This window comes from Ramlibacter sp. AN1015, from assembly GCF_037726105.1.
Taxonomy (GTDB): Bacteria; Pseudomonadota; Gammaproteobacteria; order Burkholderiales; family Burkholderiaceae_C; genus Ramlibacter.
Map to the genome: position 1 here is coordinate 126,266 of NZ_JBBJUM010000007.1, position 18,599 is coordinate 144,864.

Genomic DNA, 18,599 nt, shown 5'->3' on the forward strand with positions numbered 1-18,599 from the left:
TTCAGGCAGCCTGCTGCAGGGGCGGCTGCCCCTGCGCCTGTTCCTTCGCGATCAGGCGCTCGACGATGCGGCGCGACTGCACGCCGCCGGCGTCGATGTTGAGCATCAGCAGGCGCCGGTCGGGATATTTGAGCAGATTGCGCTGCTGTGCCTCCAGCACCTGGGTGTCCTCGGCGAACACCTTGCCCTGGCCTTCGCGGATCTGCGCCGTGAGGTTGCGGTCCTTCACGTTGAAGTTGCGCGCCATGCCCCAGAAGTACCACATGGAGGTCTCCGTTTCGGGCGTGAGGAAGTCCACCACGATGCTGGAGGCCTTGTACTTCGCCTCGGCGTGGTAGCCGCCGTGGCCGGCCAGCGCCACGCCGACCTCGATCAGGATGTGGCTGGGCGGATAGAAGTGGCACACCTGCCAGCGGTCCACCGGCTGGTCGTCGGGCAGGCCGTTGCCGCGCAGGTTGGCACGCCAGAAGGGCGGGGCCATCACCTTGTCCATGAAGCGGCTGGTGACGACGTGATCGCCTTCGGTGCGCGTGCTCACCGGGGTCTCGTCGATCTCCTTCTGGCCGATGCTGGTGGTGTGCACGTAGGTCTCGTGCGTCAGGTCCATCAGGTTGTCGATCATGAGGCGGTAATCGCACTTGACGTGGTAGAGGCCGCCGCCGTAGGCCCACTCGGGGTTCTCTGCCCACTCGAGGTGGTGCATGGCGGCGGGGTCGGCCTGGGCCGGATCGCCCGGCCAGACCCAGATGAAGCCGTAGCGCTCGACCACGGGGAAGCTGCGGATCTTCGGAAAGCCGCCCACCCGCTGGCCGGGCATCGACACCGTCTTGCCGTCGCAGCCCATCACCAGGCCGTGGTAGCCGCATACCAGCTTGCCCTCGCATACGGTGCCCAGCGACAGCTGCGCGCCGCGGTGGGGGCAGAAGTCCTCCACCGCGGCAACCTTGCCTTCCTCGGCCCGGTAGAACGCGATCTGCTCGCCGCAGATCATCCGGCCAAGGGGTTTGCTGTCGATTTCGTCGGGGGTGCAGGCGACGTACCAGGCGTTCTTGGGGTACATGGTTCGGTCCGGGAGGTGGAGGTGGAGGTGGGTGGAGGAGGTCGGAGTGGAGGATTTCGGCCCAGATTATGCGAGGCTGGATTCTCGTTGTATACATTCGAGCAGTCCGACATCCCGACAATCGGCGGAAACTCGGGTAAACCACGGGTTCTATGCCGGTTCGTTCGGCTACATTGCATACATGACAGCCCAGCTTGAACGCGAAGAAGCGCGAGCGCCCGAAGTGGAGCCCTCCGGCTCGCAGGCCGTGCGCGCCCTGCTGAGACTGCGCGAACTGGTGTTGGCGGGTGACCTTCCGGCCGGCGCGCGCATCGCCGAACTGGCCATCGTGGACAAGCTCGGCATGTCGCGCACGCCCATCCGCGCGGCGCTCATGCGCCTGGAGCAGGAGGGTCTGCTCGAAGCGCTGCCCAACGGGGGGTTCGCCGTGCGCACCTTCTCCGAGCGCGACGTCCTCGACGCGATCGAGCTGCGCGGCACCATCGAGGGCCTGGCCGCACGCATGGCCGCCGAGCGGGGGGTGGCGCCGGTGGTGCTGGCCGAGGCCCGCGCCTGCCTCGACGGCATCGACGCACTGCTGCGCGCAAGCGCCCTGGAAGGCGAAGCGTTTTCGCGTTACGTCGGCCTGAATGCCCGCTTCCACCAGCTCCTGTCCGAGATGGCCGGCAGCGGCACCCTCGCGCGCGAACTGGAGCGGGTGGTGCGCCTGCCCTTCGCATCCCCCTCGGCCTTCGTGGTGCTGCAGGCCGAGACGCCGCAGGCGCGGGACATGCTGGTGGTCGCGCAGGACCAGCACCGCCAGGTCCTCGAAGCGATCGAGCAGCGCGCCGGCAGCCGCGCCGAGGCCATCATGCGAGAGCACGCGCGGCTGGCCCAGCGCAACCTGCACGAGGCCGTCCGCAGCCACGACATGAGCCGCATGCCCGGCATGCGCCTGATACGGCAGCGTTCCTGACAGGAGTACCATTCGCCCCGTTTTCATCTAGCCGGCCCCCATGCGCGCAGCTGCATCGCTGCGAGAAGCCGCGCCTCTTCGTGCCTGCGGCGCCTCGCGACACGATGCGTCCACGGCGGGGCCGTTCCGTGTTCCAACCGTCGAATCCATCGAACCACCGAGCCAGGAGACTTCCATGAAATCGCGTTCCCGCCCCGCCTTGTATGCAGCAGCCGCGCTGGCCCTCGCCGCCGGCTCCGCCTCCGCCCAGGAGGTGGTGCTCAAGTTCCACCACATCTGGCCCACCGCGGCCATGGCGCCGCAGAAGGTGATCGGCCCCTGGTGCGACAAGATCGCGGCCGAGTCCAACAACCGCATGCGCTGCCAGCTGCTGCCCGCAATGTCCGGCGGTGGCACCCCGCCGCAGCTGGTGGACCGGGTGAAGGATGGCGTGGACGACCTCGTGGTAACCCTGCCGGGCTACACCGCCGGCCGCTTCCCCCGCATGGAGGTGTTCGAGCTGCCGTTCATGGTGAGCTCGGCCGAGCAGGGCGCGCAGGCGTCCTGGGACTACTACCAGAAGCACGCCAAGGAAGAATTCCCGGGCACCAAGATCCTGGCCACCTGGGTGCATGACCCGGGCTTCGTGCACACCTCGTCCAAGCCGGTCAACAAGCTCGAGGATTTCCGCGGCCTCAAGATGCGCGCTCCCACGCGGCAGACCAACAAGCTGCTGGGCAAGCTGGGCGCCACGCCGGTCGGCATGCCGGTGACCGGCGTCGCCGATGCACTGTCCAAGGGCACCATCGACGGCTACGTGCTGCCCTGGGAGGTGATCCCCGCCTTCAAGCTGCACGAGATGAGCAAGTACCACACCGAGACCGACCCGGGCCACCCGGCGCTCTACACCGCCGGCTTCATCTTCGCGATGAACCAGGCCAAGTACGACAGCCTGCCGGCCGACCTCAAGAAGGTGATCGACGACAACTCGGGCGCCCAGCTGTCCCGCCAGATCGGCAAGGTCTGGGACGAGAGCCGTCCCGCGGCGCGCAAGCTCGCCGAGGCGCGCAGCAACAACTTCATCCAGCTGTCCCCGGCCGAGACCGATCGTTGGGTGAAGGCCAGCGACAGCCTGTACCAGGAATGGGTGCGCGACCTCGAAAACCGCAAGCTTCCGGGCAAGGAGATGCTCAAGGACGCCCGCGACCTGCTGGCCAAGTACAAGGGCGACGCCGCCAAGAAGTAACCGGCGGGCCGACGGCCTGACCGCAACGCCGGCCGCGATGCCGGCGTTTTTCGTGTCTGCAGGAGTGCGAGGATGTTCAGAGCATTGAGGGCGTTGACGCTGTGGTTCGCCCTGTTGGGGTCGGCCGTGGCATTCGGGGTCGCCGTGCTGGTGACCTGGAGCGTCGTGGGGCGCGCGATCTGGCTGGAGCCGATCCAGGGCGACGTGGAGCTCACGCAGATGGGCATCGCGCTCGCCATCTCGCTGGGCATCCCGTGGTGCCAGCTCAAGGGCGCCAACATCATCGTGGACTTCTTCACCCAGCGCCTGCCCGCTCCCACCATCCGGCGCCTGGACGGCATCGGCACGCTGCTCCTCGCAGCCACCTACGCGCTGCTCGCCTGGCGCACCAGCGTCGGTGCCTTCTCGGTGCACGAGGCCTACGAGTCCACCATGATCCTCGGCCTGCCCATGTGGTGGTCGTACGCGGCCCTGGCGCCCGGACTGGGACTGGCCTGCCTGATCGCGCTGGTGCAGACCGCCATGCATTTCGCGCAGCGTCCGCTGGCGGCGCTCGAAGGAGGCGCGGCATGAGCGCCACCGCCATCGGACTGTCCATGTTCGGCGCCATGCTGCTGCTCATGGCGCTGCGCACGCCCATCGCGGCGGCCATGTTCGTGCCCGGCGCGCTGGGTTACTTCGTACTCACAGGCGCCGATCCGCTGCTCAATCTGCTCAAGGGCAGCGCGGTGGCACGGCTCACCGTGTACGAGCTGAGCGTCATTCCGCTGTTCCTGCTGATGGGGCAGTTCGCCACGCAGGGTGGCCTCAGCCGCGATCTGTTCCGTGCGGCGGCGGCCTTCATCGGCCACATTCGCGGCGGCCTGGCGATGGCGGCAATCCTGAGCGCCGCCGCCTTCGGCGCGGTGTGCGGATCGTCGGTCGCGACCTCGGCCACCATCACGCAAGTAGCCTACCCCGAGATGAAGCGCCACGGCTACCACGGCCGGCTGTCCACCGCGTCGCTGGCCACCGGCGGCGCGCTGGGCATCCTGATCCCGCCGTCCGTGCCGCTGGTGGTCTACGCCATCCTGACGGAGCAGAACATCGCCAAGCTGTTCGCCGCGGCCATGATCCCCGGGCTGCTTGCCATGCTCGGCTACATCGTGGTCGTGGCGCTGTACTGCCGCGTCCGGCCCGAGTTCGCCACCCCGAGCGAGCCGGTGGGCTGGGGCGAGCGCCTGCGCGCCCTGGGCTCCATCTGGCCCATCGTGGTGATCTTCCTCACGGTGTTCGGCGGCATCTACGGCGGCGTCTTCTCGCCCACCGAGGGCGCGGCCATCGGCGCGCTGCTCACCTTCGTGGCCGGCGCGCTGCGGCGCGAGCTGGGGCGCAAGGCGCTGGTCAGCGCCTTCGTCGCCACCTCGGAGACCACGGCCATGGTGTTCCTGATCTTCCTGGGCGCGGACATGATGAACACCTCGCTGGCGCTCACGGAAATGCCGGCCCGCGTGGCCGACTGGGTCACGACCTTGCCGGTATCGCCCCTGGTCGTGGTGTCGGCGGTGCTGCTGCTGTACGTGGTGCTGGGCTGCGTGATGGACGAGCTGTCGATGCTGCTGCTCACCATTCCCGTCATCTTCCCGGCCGTCATGGGCCTCGACCTGTGGGGCCTGGCGCCCGACCTGAAGGCGATCTGGTTCGGCATCCTGGTGCTCATGACCGTGGGCATCGGGCTGATCGCGCCGCCCGTGGGGCTGAACGTCTACGTGGTGAACAACCTGGCGCCCGACGTTCCGATGGTGGAGACGTACAAAGGTGTCCTGCCTTTCCTCGCCTGGGACGTGATGCGGGTCGTGCTGCTGCTGTTCTTCCCGGGAATTTCGCTGTACCTGATCCAGGTTCTGTTCTGACGAGCGGAGAATTTTCATGGCCCGACTTCGACGTGACTTCCTGCAGGCGGCCGCCTGCGCAGGCGCCGGCGTGCTGCTGGCACCGGGTGCCTGGGCGCAAGGCGCGGCCGCGGCCTTCCCCACCAAGACGCTGCGCATCGTCGTGCCGCTCGCGCCGGGCGGTGCGGCCGACATCACCGCACGCACCATCGCCCAGGCCATCTCCGGCCCGCTGGGCCAGCCGGTGATCGTCGAGAACCGGCCCGGCGCCGGCGGCGTCATCGCCGGCGAAGCGGTGAGCCGGGCCGAGCCCGACGGCCACACCATGCTGCTGGTCTCCAGCGGCACGGCGGTGAGCGCCAGCCTGTTCAAGCAGCTGCCCTTCGACACCCTGCGCGACTTCGCCCCGGTCTCGCAGCTGGCCACCTTCAACCTCGCGCTGCTCGTGCCGCAGGACAGCCGCTTCAAGTCCCTGTCCGAGCTGCTGGCCCACGCCCGCGCGAACCCGGGCAAGCTCAACATCGGCTCGCCCCAGCTGGGCACCACCCAGCATCTCGCGGCGGAACTGTTCAAGAGCGCCGCGGGCATCGATGCGCAGACGGTACCCTTCAACGGCACGCCCGCGCTGATCAATGCGCTGCGCGGCAACCAGGTCGATGTCGGCGTGGACATCCTCGGGCCCGTCATGGGCCAGATCAAGGCCGGCGCGTTGCGCCCGCTCGCGGTGCTGGGCGACCGGCGCGAAGCAGGCCTGCCGGGCGTGCCCACCGTGGCGGAAACGGGCGCAAGCCTGGCGGGTTTCAACGCCTCTTCGTGGAACGGCCTGTCGGTACCTGCCAAGACGCCCGAAGCGGCTATCGAGCGCCTGAACAAGGCGATCAACGGCGCACTCGCCCAGCCCGAGGTGCGCCAGCGCCTGGCCGACCTCACGCTGCACGCCCAGGGCAGCACGCCGCGCGAGCTGGGCGAGCTGCTCGCACGGGACGTGCGGCGCTGGGGTGAGGTGATAGCGCGCGCCAGCATCCCCAAGCAATGAACGACGGGCCGCGTCCGCGCGGCCACAAGGAGGCACCCGCATGAACATCCGTCACATCGGCCTGGTCGGCTTCGGCGAAGTGGGCCAGATCTTCGGTGCGGGCCTGCGCCCGCAGTCCGGCATCGAATCCATCGCGGCATGGGACCTGCATTTCGCACCCGGCGCACCGCAGCGCGACGCGGCGCTTGCACGCGCCCGCAGTGCGGGCATCGAGGCGCGCGAGTCGATGCAGGCGCTGTGCGCGTCCTGCGACCTCGTCATCTCCGCGGTGACGGCGTCGAACACGCTGGCCGTTGCGCAGGAAGCGGCGCCCGCCATGCAGGCCGGCGCCGTCTTCCTGGACCTGAACTCCGCATCGCCCGGCACCAAGCAGCAGGCGGCCGCGGCCATCGAGGTAGGCGGTGCGCACTATGTCGAAGCCGGCGTGATGACCTCGGTGCCGCCCTACGGCATCCGGGTGCCGATGCTGCTGGGCGGCGCGCAGGCCGCAGCCCTGGCGCCGGTGCTGGCAGGCTGGGGCATGGACGCGCGCTGCGTGTCCGACGCCCTGGGCGTGGCCAGCGCCATCAAGATGTGCCGCAGCGTGATGATCAAGGGCCTGGAGGCGCTGGTCATCGAGAGCTACGCCACCGCGCGGGCCTACGGCGTCGAGGACCACGTGCTGCCCACGCTGGCCGAGACCTTCCCGTCGATCGACTGGAACGCCCAGGGCGCCTATTTCTTCAGCCGGGTCGTGCAGCACGGCAAGCGCCGCGCCGAGGAGATGCGCGAGGCGGCCAACACGGTGCGTGAAGCGGGTTTCGAGCCGCTGATGACGGCGGCCATCGCCGACAAGCAGCAGTGGGTGGCGGACGGCGCTGCGCGCGGCGTTTTCCAGGACATCCCGAAAGGCGCGCGCTGGCAGGACTACGCCGACCGGCTGCTGGGCGAACGCGAGCAGCCCTGAGGCGAAGAAGCCTCGTGGCCGCTCGAGCGCGGTGCAGAGGCGGCGCTAGCTGGTTCCGGAGCCGGCGTCCGTGCCACGCCTGCGCCCGAAGTGCCACCAGGGCAGCTGCGCACTCAGGCTCAAGACCTCGCCGCTGCGCGCGGGCGCATAGCCGGGCAGGGTGGCCAGGCGCGCCTGCCAGGCAGGATCGGCGAGCGCCGCACGCAGCGCGCGCACCGGCGACTCCTCCAGGGTCGATTTCAGGCACACCAGGAAGTAGTCCTCAGCCAGCAGCGGCACGAACCCCAGCGCGCGGCCGTGCGCCGCACTCTCGATGGCGAGGCCGGCGTCGGCCGTGCCCGAGGCGACCGCCTCGGCTACCGCAGCGTGCGAGGGCTCGATGCGGTCCCACCCGGTGATCTGTCCGGCGCGCAGCCCGGCGTCCAGCAGCAGCTGCTCGGCCAGCAGCCGCGTGCCGCTGCCCAGCGGGCGGTTGACAAAGCGCAGACCCCGCTGCGCCACGTCGGCGAGGTCGCGCACGTCCTGCGGGTTGCCCGCCGCCACGAGCAGCCCCTGGCGTCGCCGGGCGAATCCGATGATCTTGTGCAGCCCTGGCCGCAGCAGCGGCTGGTAGATGCGCTGCGCGAGCGTGCCCTCGGCGGGCGAGGGCGGCGTGTGAAAGCTCGCGAGCGTGCAGCGGCCCTCGTTGAGTGCGGCGATCGCATCGACGCTGCCGACGAAGCGGATGTCCAGGTGCAGCCCCTGCACGGCCGTATGGTCGCGCAGCGCTGCAATGCCGTCGTCGTGGCTCGCCCAGAGGGTGAGCACCTGGGTACGGTCGTCGAACACCACCGCGAAGGCGCGCTCGAGATCGGCGTGCAGCGCCTCGATCTGCGGTGCGAGCCGGGCCTGCGCCTGGCGCTCGGCCCACAGCAGTTTCTCGCCGAAGGGCGTGAGCCGCGCCGGCTGCCCCTTGTCCCAGACGATCAGACCTCGCCCGAGCTCGGCCTCCCAGCGGCGCAACTCACCCCAGACGTGGCGGTAGGACTGTCCCAGCAGGCGCGCCGCGCCCGAGATCGAGCCCTCCTGCCGCACGGCCTGCAGCAGGCCGATCAGGGGATTGCGGATGCCGCGCTCGCCCGTCTCGGTCGTGAGCGCGTACGAGAGTTCGATCTTGTGCACGGAGCGCGAGTATGCCGCTGCGAACGAGCAGGTCGGCACGGGTGCCCGGCAGCTATGTTCGCGGGTTCATAGCGGAAGTCACTTACCGGATGGGGTGCGGGACGGCCCTAGCATGGCGGCCCATGAGCAGCTTTTCGGACAGCGCCCTGGCGGCGTGGGACCTCATCGTGCGCGGCGACGCGGCGCTGTGGGCGATCGTGGCGCGTTCGCTGGGCGTGAGCGCCGCGGCCTGCGCGCTGGCGTGCGGGTTCGGCGTGGCGCTGGGCGCGCTGCTGGGGGTCGGGCGCTTCGCCGGTCGCGGCGCGGTGCTCACCGTGCTGAACACGCTGCTGGCCGTGCCTTCGGTGGTCGTCGGTCTGGTGGTGTACCTGCTGCTGTCGCGTTCCGGGCCGCTGGGCTTCCTCGGGCTGCTTTTCACCTTCGAGGCCATGGTGCTGGCGCAGTCGGTGCTGGTGCTGCCGGTGGCCGCCGCGCTGACGCGCCAGGTGGTCGAGGACAGCGAACGCCCGCACGGCGAGCAGCTCGCCTCGCTGGGCGCCGGCACCGCCTTGCGTGCGCTGCTGCTTGCCTGGCACGAGCGCTATGCCCTGCTCACCGTGGCAATCGCCTGCTTCGGCCGCGCCGTCTCCGAAGTCGGCGCGGTGATGATCGTGGGCGGCAACATCGATGGCTTCACCCGCGTCATGACCACCGCCATCGCCCTGGAGACCAGCAAGGGCGACCTGGCGCTGGCGCTGGCGCTCGGCATCGTGCTGCTGGCGGTGGTGCTTGCGCTGAATGCGCTGGTGGCGCTGCTGCGCCGCTGGCGACTGTCGCGCGGCGACGCAGCCGTGCTGCCGCGCGCCGGTGCCGAGGTGGCGGCATGAAGCCTGACGCCGCATCCCCGGTGCTCCACGGTGCACCCGCTGCGGGCGTGGCAGCTGCGGCGGCCCGGCACAGCGCCTCGACCCCACGCAACGCCTCGTCGCTTGCCGGCCTTGAGGCGCCGCAGGCGGCGACTGCGGCGGGCTGCGAACCGCTGCTCGTGCTGCAGGACGTGTCGGTGCGCTTCGGGCCTGTCATGGCGCTGCACGCCCTCGATCTGCGCATCGACCGCGGCGAGCGGGTGGCGCTCATCGGCTCCAACGGCAGCGGCAAGAGCACGCTGCTGCGCGTGCTGCACGGGCTGGTCCGCCCCAGCACGGGCAGCCGCCGGCGCGAGGCCCATGCGCGCGAAGCCATGGTGTTCCAGCGCCCGTTCATGCTGCGCACCAGCGCCGTCAACAACGTGGCGCTGGGGCTGTGGCTGCGCGGTCTGCGCTGGCGCGATGCGCGTGCGCGTGCGCTCGACGCCCTTGGGCGCGTCGGCCTCGCCCCGATGGCGCAACGCCACGCGCCCGCGCTCTCCGGCGGCCAGCAGCAGCGGCTCGCGCTGGCCCGGGCCTGGAGCCTCGCGCCCGACGTCCTGTTCCTGGACGAGCCCACCTCGAGCCTGGACCCGCATGCCAAGCGCGAGGTGGAGAGTCTGGTCGCCGCCTTCGCGCAGTCGGGCACCACGCTGGTGTTCGCGAGCCACAACCTCGGACAGGTGAAGCGCCTCGCCACGCGCGTGCTCTACCTCGAACAGGGGCAGCTGCTGGCCGACCTCCCCGCCGAACGCTTCTTCGACCGTGAGGTCTTGCGGGGGGTCTCGCCGCCGGCCGAGCAGTTCCTGCGGGGCGAGAGCTACTGATCTATCGGCCGCGCCGCTGCGGCGCTCGCACTACTTTCGGTAGGCGTTCACCAGTTGCTGCCCTTCGGGGCCGGCCTTGTCGAGCCACTCCTTGAGCATGGTCTCGCCGACCTTCTGCATGTCGGTCTTCAGCTGCGCCGGAGGCTCGACGATCTGCATGCCGTTGGCCTTGAGCTTGTCGAGCGACTCGCGGTTCGTGCGCTGGCTTGCGGCCCAGCCGCGCTTCTCGGCGTCGGCGCCGGCCTTGAGCAGCGCGTCCTGCGTGCCCTTGTCGAGGGCGTTGAACGCGGCCCGGTTCACGATGACGGCGTTCTTGGGCAGCCAGGCCTGGGTGTCGTACCAGCGCTTGATGTGCTCGTAGGTCTTGGTGTCGAAGCCGGTGGAGCCCGAGGACATGTAGGAATCGACCACGCCGGTGGCCATGGCCTGCGACAGTTCCGCGGCCTGTACCGTCACGGGCTGCGCGCCCACGAGTTCGGCGATGCGGGCGGTTGCCGGGCTGTAGGCGCGCCACTTCAGGCCCTTCATGTCGGCGGCCGAATTGAGCGTGCGGTTGGTGTAGATGCCCTGCGGCGGCCAGGCCACCGCGTAGAGAAGCATCATCCCCTGCTCGCCGAGCTTCTTGTCCAGCAGCGGACGCTGGGCCTGGTAGAGCTTCATGGCGCCGTCGTAGCTGTCGGCCAGGAAGGGAATGCCATCGGCGCCGAACAGCGGCCACTCGTTCTGGTAGTTGACCAGCAGGATTTCGCCGATCTGCGCCTGCCCGCCTTGCACCGCGCGCTTGATCTCCGGCGCCTTGTACAGCGACGCGTTCGGGTGCACCGTGATCTTGAGCTTGCCCCCGGTGGCCTTGTCCACGTCGTTGGCGAACTGCACGAGGTTTTCGGTGTGGAAGTTGCTGGCGGGGTAGGCCGCCGGCAGGTCCCACTTGGCCTGCGCGAAGGCCTGGCCAGAGGCGAATGCCAGGGCGGCGACGGAAAGCGCGAACTTCAGTTTCATCGGTGCTCCGCAAGGGGTTGCGTTGGGAGCAGCAGGGTACGCGCGCGGCGCCGTGCGCGTGATGCGGTATTACCCGGGGCGCGCGGCTGCTCCGCGCTGCGCCGCCGTCTCCGGTGCGCTGGCATCGGGCGAGAGCCCCAGGCCGGCCAGGTAGGCGTGCAGCGCCTGCGAACCAATGCGTTCGAGGTCGAATGCGGTCGGCGCCAGCAGCCAGTTCTGGATCAGTCCATCGACCAGCGCGTGCAGGCCGCGCGCAGCGGCGTCGAGGGGCACCGGCAGCGTCACGCCACGCCAGCGGGCCGCGCGGCCCAGCACCTCCCGCACCACCAGCAGGCACTCGTCGCGCACGCGCACGTGCCGCGCGCGCACCGATCCCATCACGCCGTCCACGTACTCCACCTTGTGGGTCGCCACCTCCAGCACGCGCCGCGTGCGCGGGTCGTTGGCTACCCGGGCGAGCACGGCAAGCAGCGCGGCATGCAGCGCCGGCAGCGGATCCCGCGCCTCGCCGGTGTCGGCGCCATGCAGGGCATGCTCGAGCGGCAGGCTGACCCGCTCCATCATCGCGTTGAAGAGATCGGCCTTGTCCTGGAAGTGCCAGTAGATGGCCCCCCGGCTCGCGCCCGCCTCGGCCGCGATGTCGGCGAGCGAACTCGCCGACACGCCCTGGCGTTGGAACACATGCTCGGCGGCGTCGAGCAGCGCGGAGCGCGTTGCGAGAGCTTCTTCCTTGGTACGTCGGGCCATCGCCGGACTATACATGCACGCATGTATGTATACTGCGCGGCTTGCTTCATTTCTTCCCAAGGCGATCCATGGCCCTGCCGTTGCCGCTCTTCCGCTCGCTCGTACTTTCCCTTGCCGTCGCCAGCGTGCTGGCGGGCTGCGGCCGTCAGGAGGCGGCGCCACCGCCGGCCGCCGCCGCACCGCCGCCGCCCGACGTGGGCGTGGTGACGGTCAACCCCGGGCCGGTGGGGCTGGTGACTGAGCTGCCGGGCCGGCTGGAAGCGTCACGGGTGGCCCAGGTGCGGGCACGCGCGGCCGGCATCGTGCAGGAACGGCTGTTCCGCGAAGGCTCCGACGTGAAGGCCGGCCAAGCGCTGTTCCGCATCGATGCCGCGCCCTACCGCGCGAGCCTGGCCAGCGCCGAGGCGAGCCTGGCCCGTGCGCAGGCGAGCCTCGGCAACGCGTCGGCCACGGCCAAGCGCTACAAGCCGCTGGCCGAGGCCAACGCCATCAGCCAGCAGGAGTACGCCAACGCGCAGGCTGCGCAGAAGCAGGCCGAGGCAGAGGTCGCCGCCAGCCGCGCCGCCGTCGAGACGGCCCGCATCAACCTCGGCTATTCCGAAGTGGTGGCACCGATTTCCGGGCGCATCGGCCGGGCGCTGGTCACCGAAGGCGCGCTGGTGGGGCAGGGCGAGCCCACGCCGCTGGCCGTCATCCAGCAGATCCAGCCGCTCTTCGTGAACTTCACGCAACCGGCCAGCGAGGTCCTGGCACTGCGCCGGGCGTTCGAGCAGGGCAAGCTGCAGCGCGCGGGCGAGGGCGGTGCGCTGTTCCGCGTGCTGCTGGAGGACGGCAGCGAATACCCCCATCCGGGCCGGCTGCTGTTCTCCGACCTGTCGGTCGATCAGGCCACCGGCCAGGTGAGCCTGCGCGGCGAGGTGCCCAACCCCCGCGGCGACCTGCTGCCGGGCCTGTACGTGCGCGTGCGGCTGCAGCAGGCACAGGCCCAGAACGCGGTGCTGCTGCCCCAGCAGGCGGTGACGCGCGGCGGCCAGGCCGACACGGTCATGGTGGTCGGTGCCGACGGCATGGTGTCGCAGCGGCAGGTGCAGGTGGGGGACTCGCAGGGCAACCAGTGGGTGATCCTCGAGGGGCTCAAGGCCGGCGAGCAGGTGATCGTGGACGGCTTCCAGAAGCTGCGCCCGGGCGCTCCCGTCAAGCCGGTGCCCTGGCAGAACGGCACGCCGGCCAGTGCGCCGGCGCCGGTGGCCAACAAGCAGTCCTGAGGAGCGGCAGTTCATGGCCCGCTTCTTCATCGACCGGCCCATCTTCGCGTGGGTCATCGCACTTTTCCTCATCGTCATCGGGACGGTCGCCATCACGCAGCTGCCGGTGTCCCAGTACCCGCCGGTCGCGCCGCCGTCCATCGTCGTCTCGGCCACCTACCCCGGCGCTTCCGCGCGCACGCTGGAGCAGAGCGTCATCAGCGTGATCGAGCAAGAGATGAACGGCGCCCCCGGCCTCATCTATATGGAATCGGTGGCGCAGGCCAACGGCAGCGGCCAGATCACGCTGAGCTTCCAGCCCGGCACCAACCCCGACCTCGCGCAGGTCGACGTGCAGAACCGCCTCGCCCGTGCCAGCCCGCGGCTGCCGCAGGCGGTGACGCAGCAGGGCGTGCGCGTCGACAAGGCCCGCTCGAACTTCCTGCTGTTCGCCATCCTCAGCTCGGACGATCCGAACTTCACGCCGGTGGACCTGGGCGACTACGCCTCGCGCTCGGTGCTCCCTGAAATCCAGCGCCTGCCCGGCGTGGGCCAGGCCCAGCTGTTCGGCACCGAGCAGGCGATGCGCATCTGGATCGATCCGCAGAAGCTCGCGTCCTTCAACCTGTCCACCGCCGAGGTGAACGCCGCCATCCGCGCCCAGAACGCGCAGGTCTCGTCGGGCACCATCGGCGATCTGCCCAACATCGCCGGGCAGGGCATCGCCGCGACGGTGATCGTCAACGGGCAGCTCGGCACCGAGGAGCAGTTTCGCAACATCGTGCTGCGCGCCAACCCCGACGGCTCGACCGTGCGGCTGGCAGACGTGGCCCGCGTCGAGCTGAACGCCCAGAACTTCGCGACGTCCGCACGCCTGAACGGCAAGCCCTCGACCGGCATCGGCGTGCAGCTCGCGCCCACCGGCAACGCCCTCGCCACGGCCGACGCGGTGCGCGCCCGCATGGCCGAGCTGGCGCCCTATTTCCCGCAGGGCATGAGCTGGGAGATTCCGTACGACAGCTCGCGCTTCGTGCGCATCTCGATCCAGCAGGTGGTGGTCACGCTGCTGGAGGCGGTCGCGCTGGTGTTCCTGGTCATGTTCCTGTTCCTGCAGAACTGGCGCTACACGATCATCCCGACGCTGGTGGTGCCGGTGGCCCTGCTGGGCACCTTCGCCACGCTGCTGGCGCTGGGCTTCTCGATCAACGTGCTCACCATGTTCGGCATGGTGCTGGTGATCGGCATCGTGGTGGACGACGCCATCGTGGTGGTCGAGAACGTCGAACGCATCATGAGCGAGGAAGGCCTGCCGCCGCGCGAGGCCACGCGCAAGGCGATGGGACAGATCCAGGGCGCCATCATCGGCGTCACGGTGGTGCTGATCTCGGTGTTCGTGCCGCTCGCGTTCTTCGCCGGCTCCACGGGCAACATCTACCGCCAGTTCGCCGCGGTGATGGTGTCGTCCATATCGTTTTCGGCGCTCATGGCGCTCTCGCTCACGCCGGCGCTGTGCGCCACGCTGCTCAAGCCGGTGGCTGCGGGCCACCACCATGAGAAGCGCGGCTTCTTCGGCTGGTTCAACCGCGGCTTCAGCCGTACGGCCAAGGGCTACGAAGGCGTGGTCGCGCGCATGCTGCGCCGGGCGCCGCGCTGGCTGGTGCTCTACGGCGTCATCGCCGCCACCGCGGCGTTCGTCTACACGCGCCTTCCGACCTCGTTCCTGCCGGCCGAGGACCAGGGCAACATGCTGGTGAACGTGCAGCTGCCGCCCGGCGCGACTCTCGAGCGCACCCGCGGCGTGATGGAGCAGGTCGAGGCATTCGTGCTCAAGCAGCCGGAGGTGCAGAGCATGGTGAGCGTGCTGGGCTTCTCGTTTTCCGGACAGGGGCAGAACGCCGCGCTGGCCTTCGTCACGCTCAAGCCCTGGGACGAGCGCACCGAGCCGGGCCAGTCGGCGCAGGCGCTCGCGGGCCGGGCCTTCGGCGCGCTCGCGGGTATTCGGGACGCCTTCATCTTCCCCTTGAGCCCGCCGCCGATTCCCGAGTTGGGCACTGCTTCAGGCTTCACCTTCCGCCTGCAGGATCGAGGCGGCGCGGGCCGCGAGGCGCTGATCGCAGCGCGCGACCAACTGCTCGGGCTGGCGGCCAAGAGCCCCATCCTGGCGCAGGTGCGGCCGGACGGGCTGGAGGACGCGCCGCAGCTGCAGCTGGACATCGACCGCGACAAGGCGCAGGCGCTGGGCGTGTCCTTCGACGCGATCAATTCGGTGATCTCCACCGCACTTGGTTCGAGCTACATCAACGACTTTCCCAACCGCGGGCGGCTGCAGCGGGTGATCGTGCAGGCCGATGCACCGGCGCGCATGCAGCCGCGCGACCTGCTGGAGCTCAACGCAATCAACAACCAGGGACGGCCGGTTCCGCTGTCGGCGTTCGCCACCACGCGCTGGGTGACCGGCGCCATGCAGACCGTGCGCTACAACGGCTACCCCGCCATGCGCATCTCCGGCGCGCCCGCGCCCGGCTACAGCACCGGAGCGGCCATGGACGAGATGGAGCGGCTGGCCGGGCAGCTGCCCACCGGCTTCGCCTACGAATGGACCGGCCAGTCGCGCGAGGAGAAGCTGGCCGGCGCCCAGGCCATGATCCTGTACGGCTTTGCCATCCTGGCCGTGTTCCTGTGCCTGGCCGCGCTCTACGAGAGCTGGTCGATCCCGCTCGCGGTGGTGCTGGTGGTGCCGCTGGGGGTGCTGGGCGTACTGCTCGCGACCTGGCTGCGCGGCTATGCCAACGACGTGTACTTCCAGGTGGGGCTGGTGACCATCATCGGGCTGTCGGCGAAGAACGCGATCCTGATCATCGAGTTCGCCAAGGACCTGCAGGCGCAGGGCAGGAGCCTGGTCGAATCCGCGCTGGCCGCGGCGCACCTGCGCTTTCGCCCGATCGTCATGACCTCGATGGCGTTCGGTCTGGGCGTGGTGCCGCTGGCCATCGCCACGGGCGCCGGCTCGGCCAGCCAGCGCGCGATCGGCACGGCGGTGGTGGGCGGCATGCTCACCGGCACGGCGCTGGCGGTGTTCTTCGTGCCGGTGTTCTTCGTCGTGGTGCGCCGCCTCTTCCGCGGCAGCGACCGCCAGCGCAAGCTGCACGCGCACGAATACGGGCACGACATGCCGCGCGGAGCGACGGCAGGAGACCAGGTATGAGGAAGATGCACGCGTGGCGCCGCACGATGGCGCCGCTGTCGGCGGGACTGCTGTTGTCGGCCTGCTCCGTGATGCCCGTCTACGAGCGGCCGGCGCTGCCGGTGCCCGACCGCTTTCCGCACGCCGCGCCTGCGGTGGGGGATGCCGAGGCGGCCAGCCTCGAATGGGAGCGGTTCTTCGCCGAGCCGCAGCTGCGCGGCTTGATCGCCACGGCGCTGTCCAACAACCGCGAGTTGCGCGCGGCCATCGCCAACATCGAGCAGGCGCGCGCGCAGTTCGACATCCGCAATGCCGAGCGCGTGCCGAACGTCGGCGTGGGCGTGAACGCCAGCCGCGCGCGTGGCGTCACGGGCGACCCGGTCACCACCTACAGCGCCGGGCTGCTGGTGACATCCTGGGAGATCGACTTCTTCGGCCGCATCGCGAGCCTCGGCGAGGTTGCACGCGCGCAGTTCCTGGCCACCCGCGAGGCCGCCCGGGCGACGCAGGTCGCACTGGTCGGCTCGGTGGCCACGGCCTGGCTCAACCTGCTGGCCGACGAGGAGCTGCTCGCGCTGGCGCGCAGCACGCTGCAGACGCGCGCGGAGTCGCTGCGGCTGGTGAAGCTGCGCTTCGACAACGGCGCCTCGTCCGAACTGGACCTGCGGCAGGCCGAGTCGCTGGCCGAATCTGCGCGCGTGGTGCTCGCGCAGGCGCAGCGCCAGCGTCTGCTGGACCAGCACACGCTCGATCTGCTGCTGGGCCAGGCGCTGCCGGCCGATTTCCGCGCGGCGACCACGCTCGACGGTGTGGCATTGCCGCAGCTGCCCGCCGGGCTGCCCTCGCAGGTGCTGGTGCAGCGGCCGGACGTGCGCCAGGCGGAGATGCAGCTGGTGACGGCCAACGCCAACATCGGCGCGGCGCGCGCCGCCTTTTTCCCGCGCATCACGCTCACCGCGGGGCTGGGCTCGGCCAGTGCGGAGCTCGGCAGCCTCTTCCAGGGCGGCACCTGGGCGTTCACTGCGGCGCCGCAGTTGCTGCAGACCGTGTTCGACGCCGGGCGCAACCGATCCACCTTGCGTGCGTCCGAGGCCGCGCGGGACATCGCGGTGGCGCAGTACGAACGGGCCATCCAGGCAGCTTTTCGCGAAGTGGCCGACGGATTGGCGGGCCGCAGGCTGCTGGCCGAGCAGCTCGCGGCCCAGCAGCGCGTGGCGGAGGCCGAAGCGACGCGGCTGCGGCTGTCGCAGCTGCGCTATGACGCGGGTGTGTCCAGCAGCCTCGAACTGCTCGACGCGCAGCGCAGCACCTTCACCGCCCGGCAGGCGGTCATCCAGAACCGCCTGCAGGTGCTGCTCAACCAAGTGGCGCTGTACCGCGCGCTGGGCGGCGGCTGGACCGAACTGGCGCCCTAGGCTGTTGACGCAGGACTGGTGCTGCGAGCCACGGCATCCCTGCCGCCGGCCCCGGTGTGGGGCGGCCTTCCCGAACCCGAGGGCGACGGCCGTACTTCGGCCAACAAAGGAGCCGGCACAGGCCTGGCCCATCCGCAGGCACTTTTCTGCCGCCGCGGCATCCCACCGGCATGCGACTTCCTGCTGCTGCTGCTGCCGTCTTGTGGGGTCTGGCCCTTGCCGTCCCCGCGTCCTTTGCCCAGAAAGAGCCGCCCGGCGAGGAGGGCCTGGCCCAGGCGCTCGCGCAGGCGCGCAGCCAGGGGTGCGGCGGCAAGCAGGGCCTGTCGGCTCCGCTGCGCACCGTGCCCGCCTTGTCCGCGGCGGCCCGGCGGATGGCCCAGGGCACCGGCCTGCAGCAGGCGCTGCAGCAGGCCGGCTACCGCGCCGACCGCGCGTTCCAGATCCAGCTGAGCGGACACTCGGACGTGCCCGCGATGGTCGAGACGGTGCGCCAGCGCTATTGCGAGCCGCTGCTGAACGGGCAGCTTTCCGAGGTGGGGATCCACCGCGCGGGCAATGCCACCTGGATCGTGCTGGCCGACCCGTTCAGCCCGCCCTCCCAGCAGCAGGCGCCGGATGTCGCCCGCCGGGTGCTCGAGGGGGTGAACCAGGCACGCTCCGAGCCGCGTCGCTGCGGCAACGAGCGCTTCGAGGCCGCTGCGCCGCTGCAGTTGAATCCGCGACTGAACGAGGCCGCCGCGGCGCATGCGCAGGACATGGCCCGCAACAACTTCATGGACCACACCGGCAGCCAGGGCAGCACGGTGGACCAGCGGGTGGACCGCACCGGCTACGACTGGCGCCGGGTGGGCGAGAACGTGGCCGCGGGGCCGCAGACGGCCGAAGCGGTGGTGCAGGGCTGGCTCGACAGCCCCGGGCATTGCGCCAACATCATGCAGCCCGCGTTCACGCAGATGGGCGTTGCGTTCGCGACCGAGCGGGCCAGCCAGCACGGCATCTACTGGGCCCAGGTGTTCGCCACGCCGCGCTGAGCCCGGCGCGCAGC

Annotated in this window: 16 protein-coding genes; 12 read left to right on the forward strand and 4 right to left on the reverse strand. The window is 70.3% G+C overall.

What is annotated here, in order from left to right:
- Position 1: 1 nt before the first annotated feature.
- A complete protein-coding gene (locus WG922_RS12930; RefSeq protein ID WP_340283073.1) occupies positions 2 to 1,060 on the reverse strand; it encodes an aromatic ring-hydroxylating dioxygenase subunit alpha in 1,059 nt (352 codons plus the stop codon).
- Positions 1,061 to 1,241: 181 nt separating this feature from the next.
- On the opposite strand from WG922_RS12930, the gene WG922_RS12935 reads away from it, so the two are divergent.
- The 6 genes from WG922_RS12935 to WG922_RS12960 all read left to right on the forward strand — a co-directional run bounded on the left by WG922_RS12935 (position 1,242) and on the right by WG922_RS12960 (position 7,093).
- Positions 1,242 to 2,015, forward strand: coding sequence for a GntR family transcriptional regulator (locus tag WG922_RS12935; RefSeq protein WP_340283074.1), 774 nt, complete (start codon positions 1,242 to 1,244; stop codon positions 2,013 to 2,015).
- A gap of 175 nt (positions 2,016 to 2,190) precedes the next feature.
- Positions 2,191 to 3,240, forward strand: coding sequence for a TRAP transporter substrate-binding protein (locus WG922_RS12940; protein ID WP_340283075.1), 1,050 nt, complete (start codon positions 2,191 to 2,193; stop codon positions 3,238 to 3,240).
- Between the two features lie 72 nt (positions 3,241 to 3,312).
- Positions 3,313 to 3,813 carry a TRAP transporter small permease gene (locus WG922_RS12945; protein WP_340283076.1) on the forward strand — a complete coding sequence of 167 codons (501 nt, stop codon included), beginning with the start codon at positions 3,313 to 3,315 and terminating at the stop codon, positions 3,811 to 3,813.
- Positions 3,810 to 5,132 carry a TRAP transporter large permease gene (locus tag WG922_RS12950; protein WP_340283077.1) on the forward strand — a complete coding sequence of 441 codons (1,323 nt, stop codon included), beginning with the start codon at positions 3,810 to 3,812 and terminating at the stop codon, positions 5,130 to 5,132. Before WG922_RS12945 ends, WG922_RS12950 begins: the two co-directional genes overlap by 4 nt.
- A 16-nt stretch (positions 5,133 to 5,148) precedes the next feature.
- Positions 5,149 to 6,147: a Bug family tripartite tricarboxylate transporter substrate binding protein gene (locus tag WG922_RS12955; RefSeq protein ID WP_340283078.1), complete on the forward strand. Its 999-nt coding sequence runs from the start codon at positions 5,149 to 5,151 to the stop codon at positions 6,145 to 6,147.
- A gap of 40 nt (positions 6,148 to 6,187) precedes the next feature.
- Positions 6,188 to 7,093, forward strand: coding sequence for an NAD(P)-dependent oxidoreductase (locus tag WG922_RS12960; RefSeq protein ID WP_340283079.1), 906 nt, complete (start codon positions 6,188 to 6,190; stop codon positions 7,091 to 7,093).
- A gap of 45 nt (positions 7,094 to 7,138) precedes the next feature.
- Here the strand turns inward: WG922_RS12960 and WG922_RS12965 are convergent, their stop codons facing one another.
- Positions 7,139 to 8,254, reverse strand: a complete 1,116-nt coding sequence (locus WG922_RS12965; RefSeq protein ID WP_340283082.1) for a substrate-binding domain-containing protein — start codon at positions 8,252 to 8,254, stop codon at positions 7,139 to 7,141.
- A gap of 122 nt (positions 8,255 to 8,376) precedes the next feature.
- Here WG922_RS12965 and WG922_RS12970 point away from each other — a divergent pair, with 122 nt between their 5' ends.
- Together WG922_RS12970 and WG922_RS12975 are read left to right on the forward strand one after the other, a co-directional pair.
- Complete coding sequence (locus WG922_RS12970) at positions 8,377 to 9,120, forward strand: ABC transporter permease (RefSeq protein ID WP_340283083.1); 744 nt, start codon at positions 8,377 to 8,379, stop codon at positions 9,118 to 9,120.
- Positions 9,121 to 9,314: 194 nt separating this feature from the next.
- Positions 9,315 to 9,965 carry an ATP-binding cassette domain-containing protein gene (locus WG922_RS12975; protein ID WP_340283225.1) on the forward strand — a complete coding sequence of 217 codons (651 nt, stop codon included), beginning with the start codon at positions 9,315 to 9,317 and terminating at the stop codon, positions 9,963 to 9,965.
- A 30-nt stretch (positions 9,966 to 9,995) separates the two neighbouring features.
- Here the strand turns inward: WG922_RS12975 and WG922_RS12980 are convergent, their stop codons facing one another.
- The gene (locus tag WG922_RS12980; RefSeq protein WP_340283084.1) at positions 9,996 to 10,964 is read right to left on the reverse strand and encodes a TRAP transporter substrate-binding protein; all 969 of its coding nucleotides are present in this window, start codon (positions 10,962 to 10,964) and stop codon (positions 9,996 to 9,998) included.
- A gap of 69 nt (positions 10,965 to 11,033) precedes the next feature.
- Positions 11,034 to 11,711: a TetR family transcriptional regulator gene (locus WG922_RS12985; RefSeq protein WP_340283085.1), complete on the reverse strand. Its 678-nt coding sequence runs from the start codon at positions 11,709 to 11,711 to the stop codon at positions 11,034 to 11,036.
- 68 nt (positions 11,712 to 11,779) lie between these two features.
- On the opposite strand from WG922_RS12985, the gene WG922_RS12990 reads away from it, so the two are divergent.
- From WG922_RS12990 to WG922_RS13005, 4 genes are all read left to right on the forward strand, one after another.
- The gene (locus tag WG922_RS12990; protein ID WP_340283087.1) at positions 11,780 to 12,976 is read left to right on the forward strand and encodes an efflux RND transporter periplasmic adaptor subunit; all 1,197 of its coding nucleotides are present in this window, start codon (positions 11,780 to 11,782) and stop codon (positions 12,974 to 12,976) included.
- Between the two features lie 13 nt (positions 12,977 to 12,989).
- Positions 12,990 to 16,160: an efflux RND transporter permease subunit gene (locus WG922_RS12995; protein ID WP_340283088.1), complete on the forward strand. Its 3,171-nt coding sequence runs from the start codon at positions 12,990 to 12,992 to the stop codon at positions 16,158 to 16,160.
- Positions 16,157 to 17,554: an efflux transporter outer membrane subunit gene (locus WG922_RS13000; protein WP_445322829.1), complete on the forward strand. Its 1,398-nt coding sequence runs from the start codon at positions 16,157 to 16,159 to the stop codon at positions 17,552 to 17,554. The genes WG922_RS12995 and WG922_RS13000 overlap by 4 nt, the downstream gene beginning before the upstream one ends.
- 170 nt (positions 17,555 to 17,724) lie before the next feature.
- Positions 17,725 to 18,585: a CAP domain-containing protein gene (locus tag WG922_RS13005; protein WP_340283089.1), complete on the forward strand. Its 861-nt coding sequence runs from the start codon at positions 17,725 to 17,727 to the stop codon at positions 18,583 to 18,585.
- Positions 18,586 to 18,599: the final 14 nt, after the last annotated feature.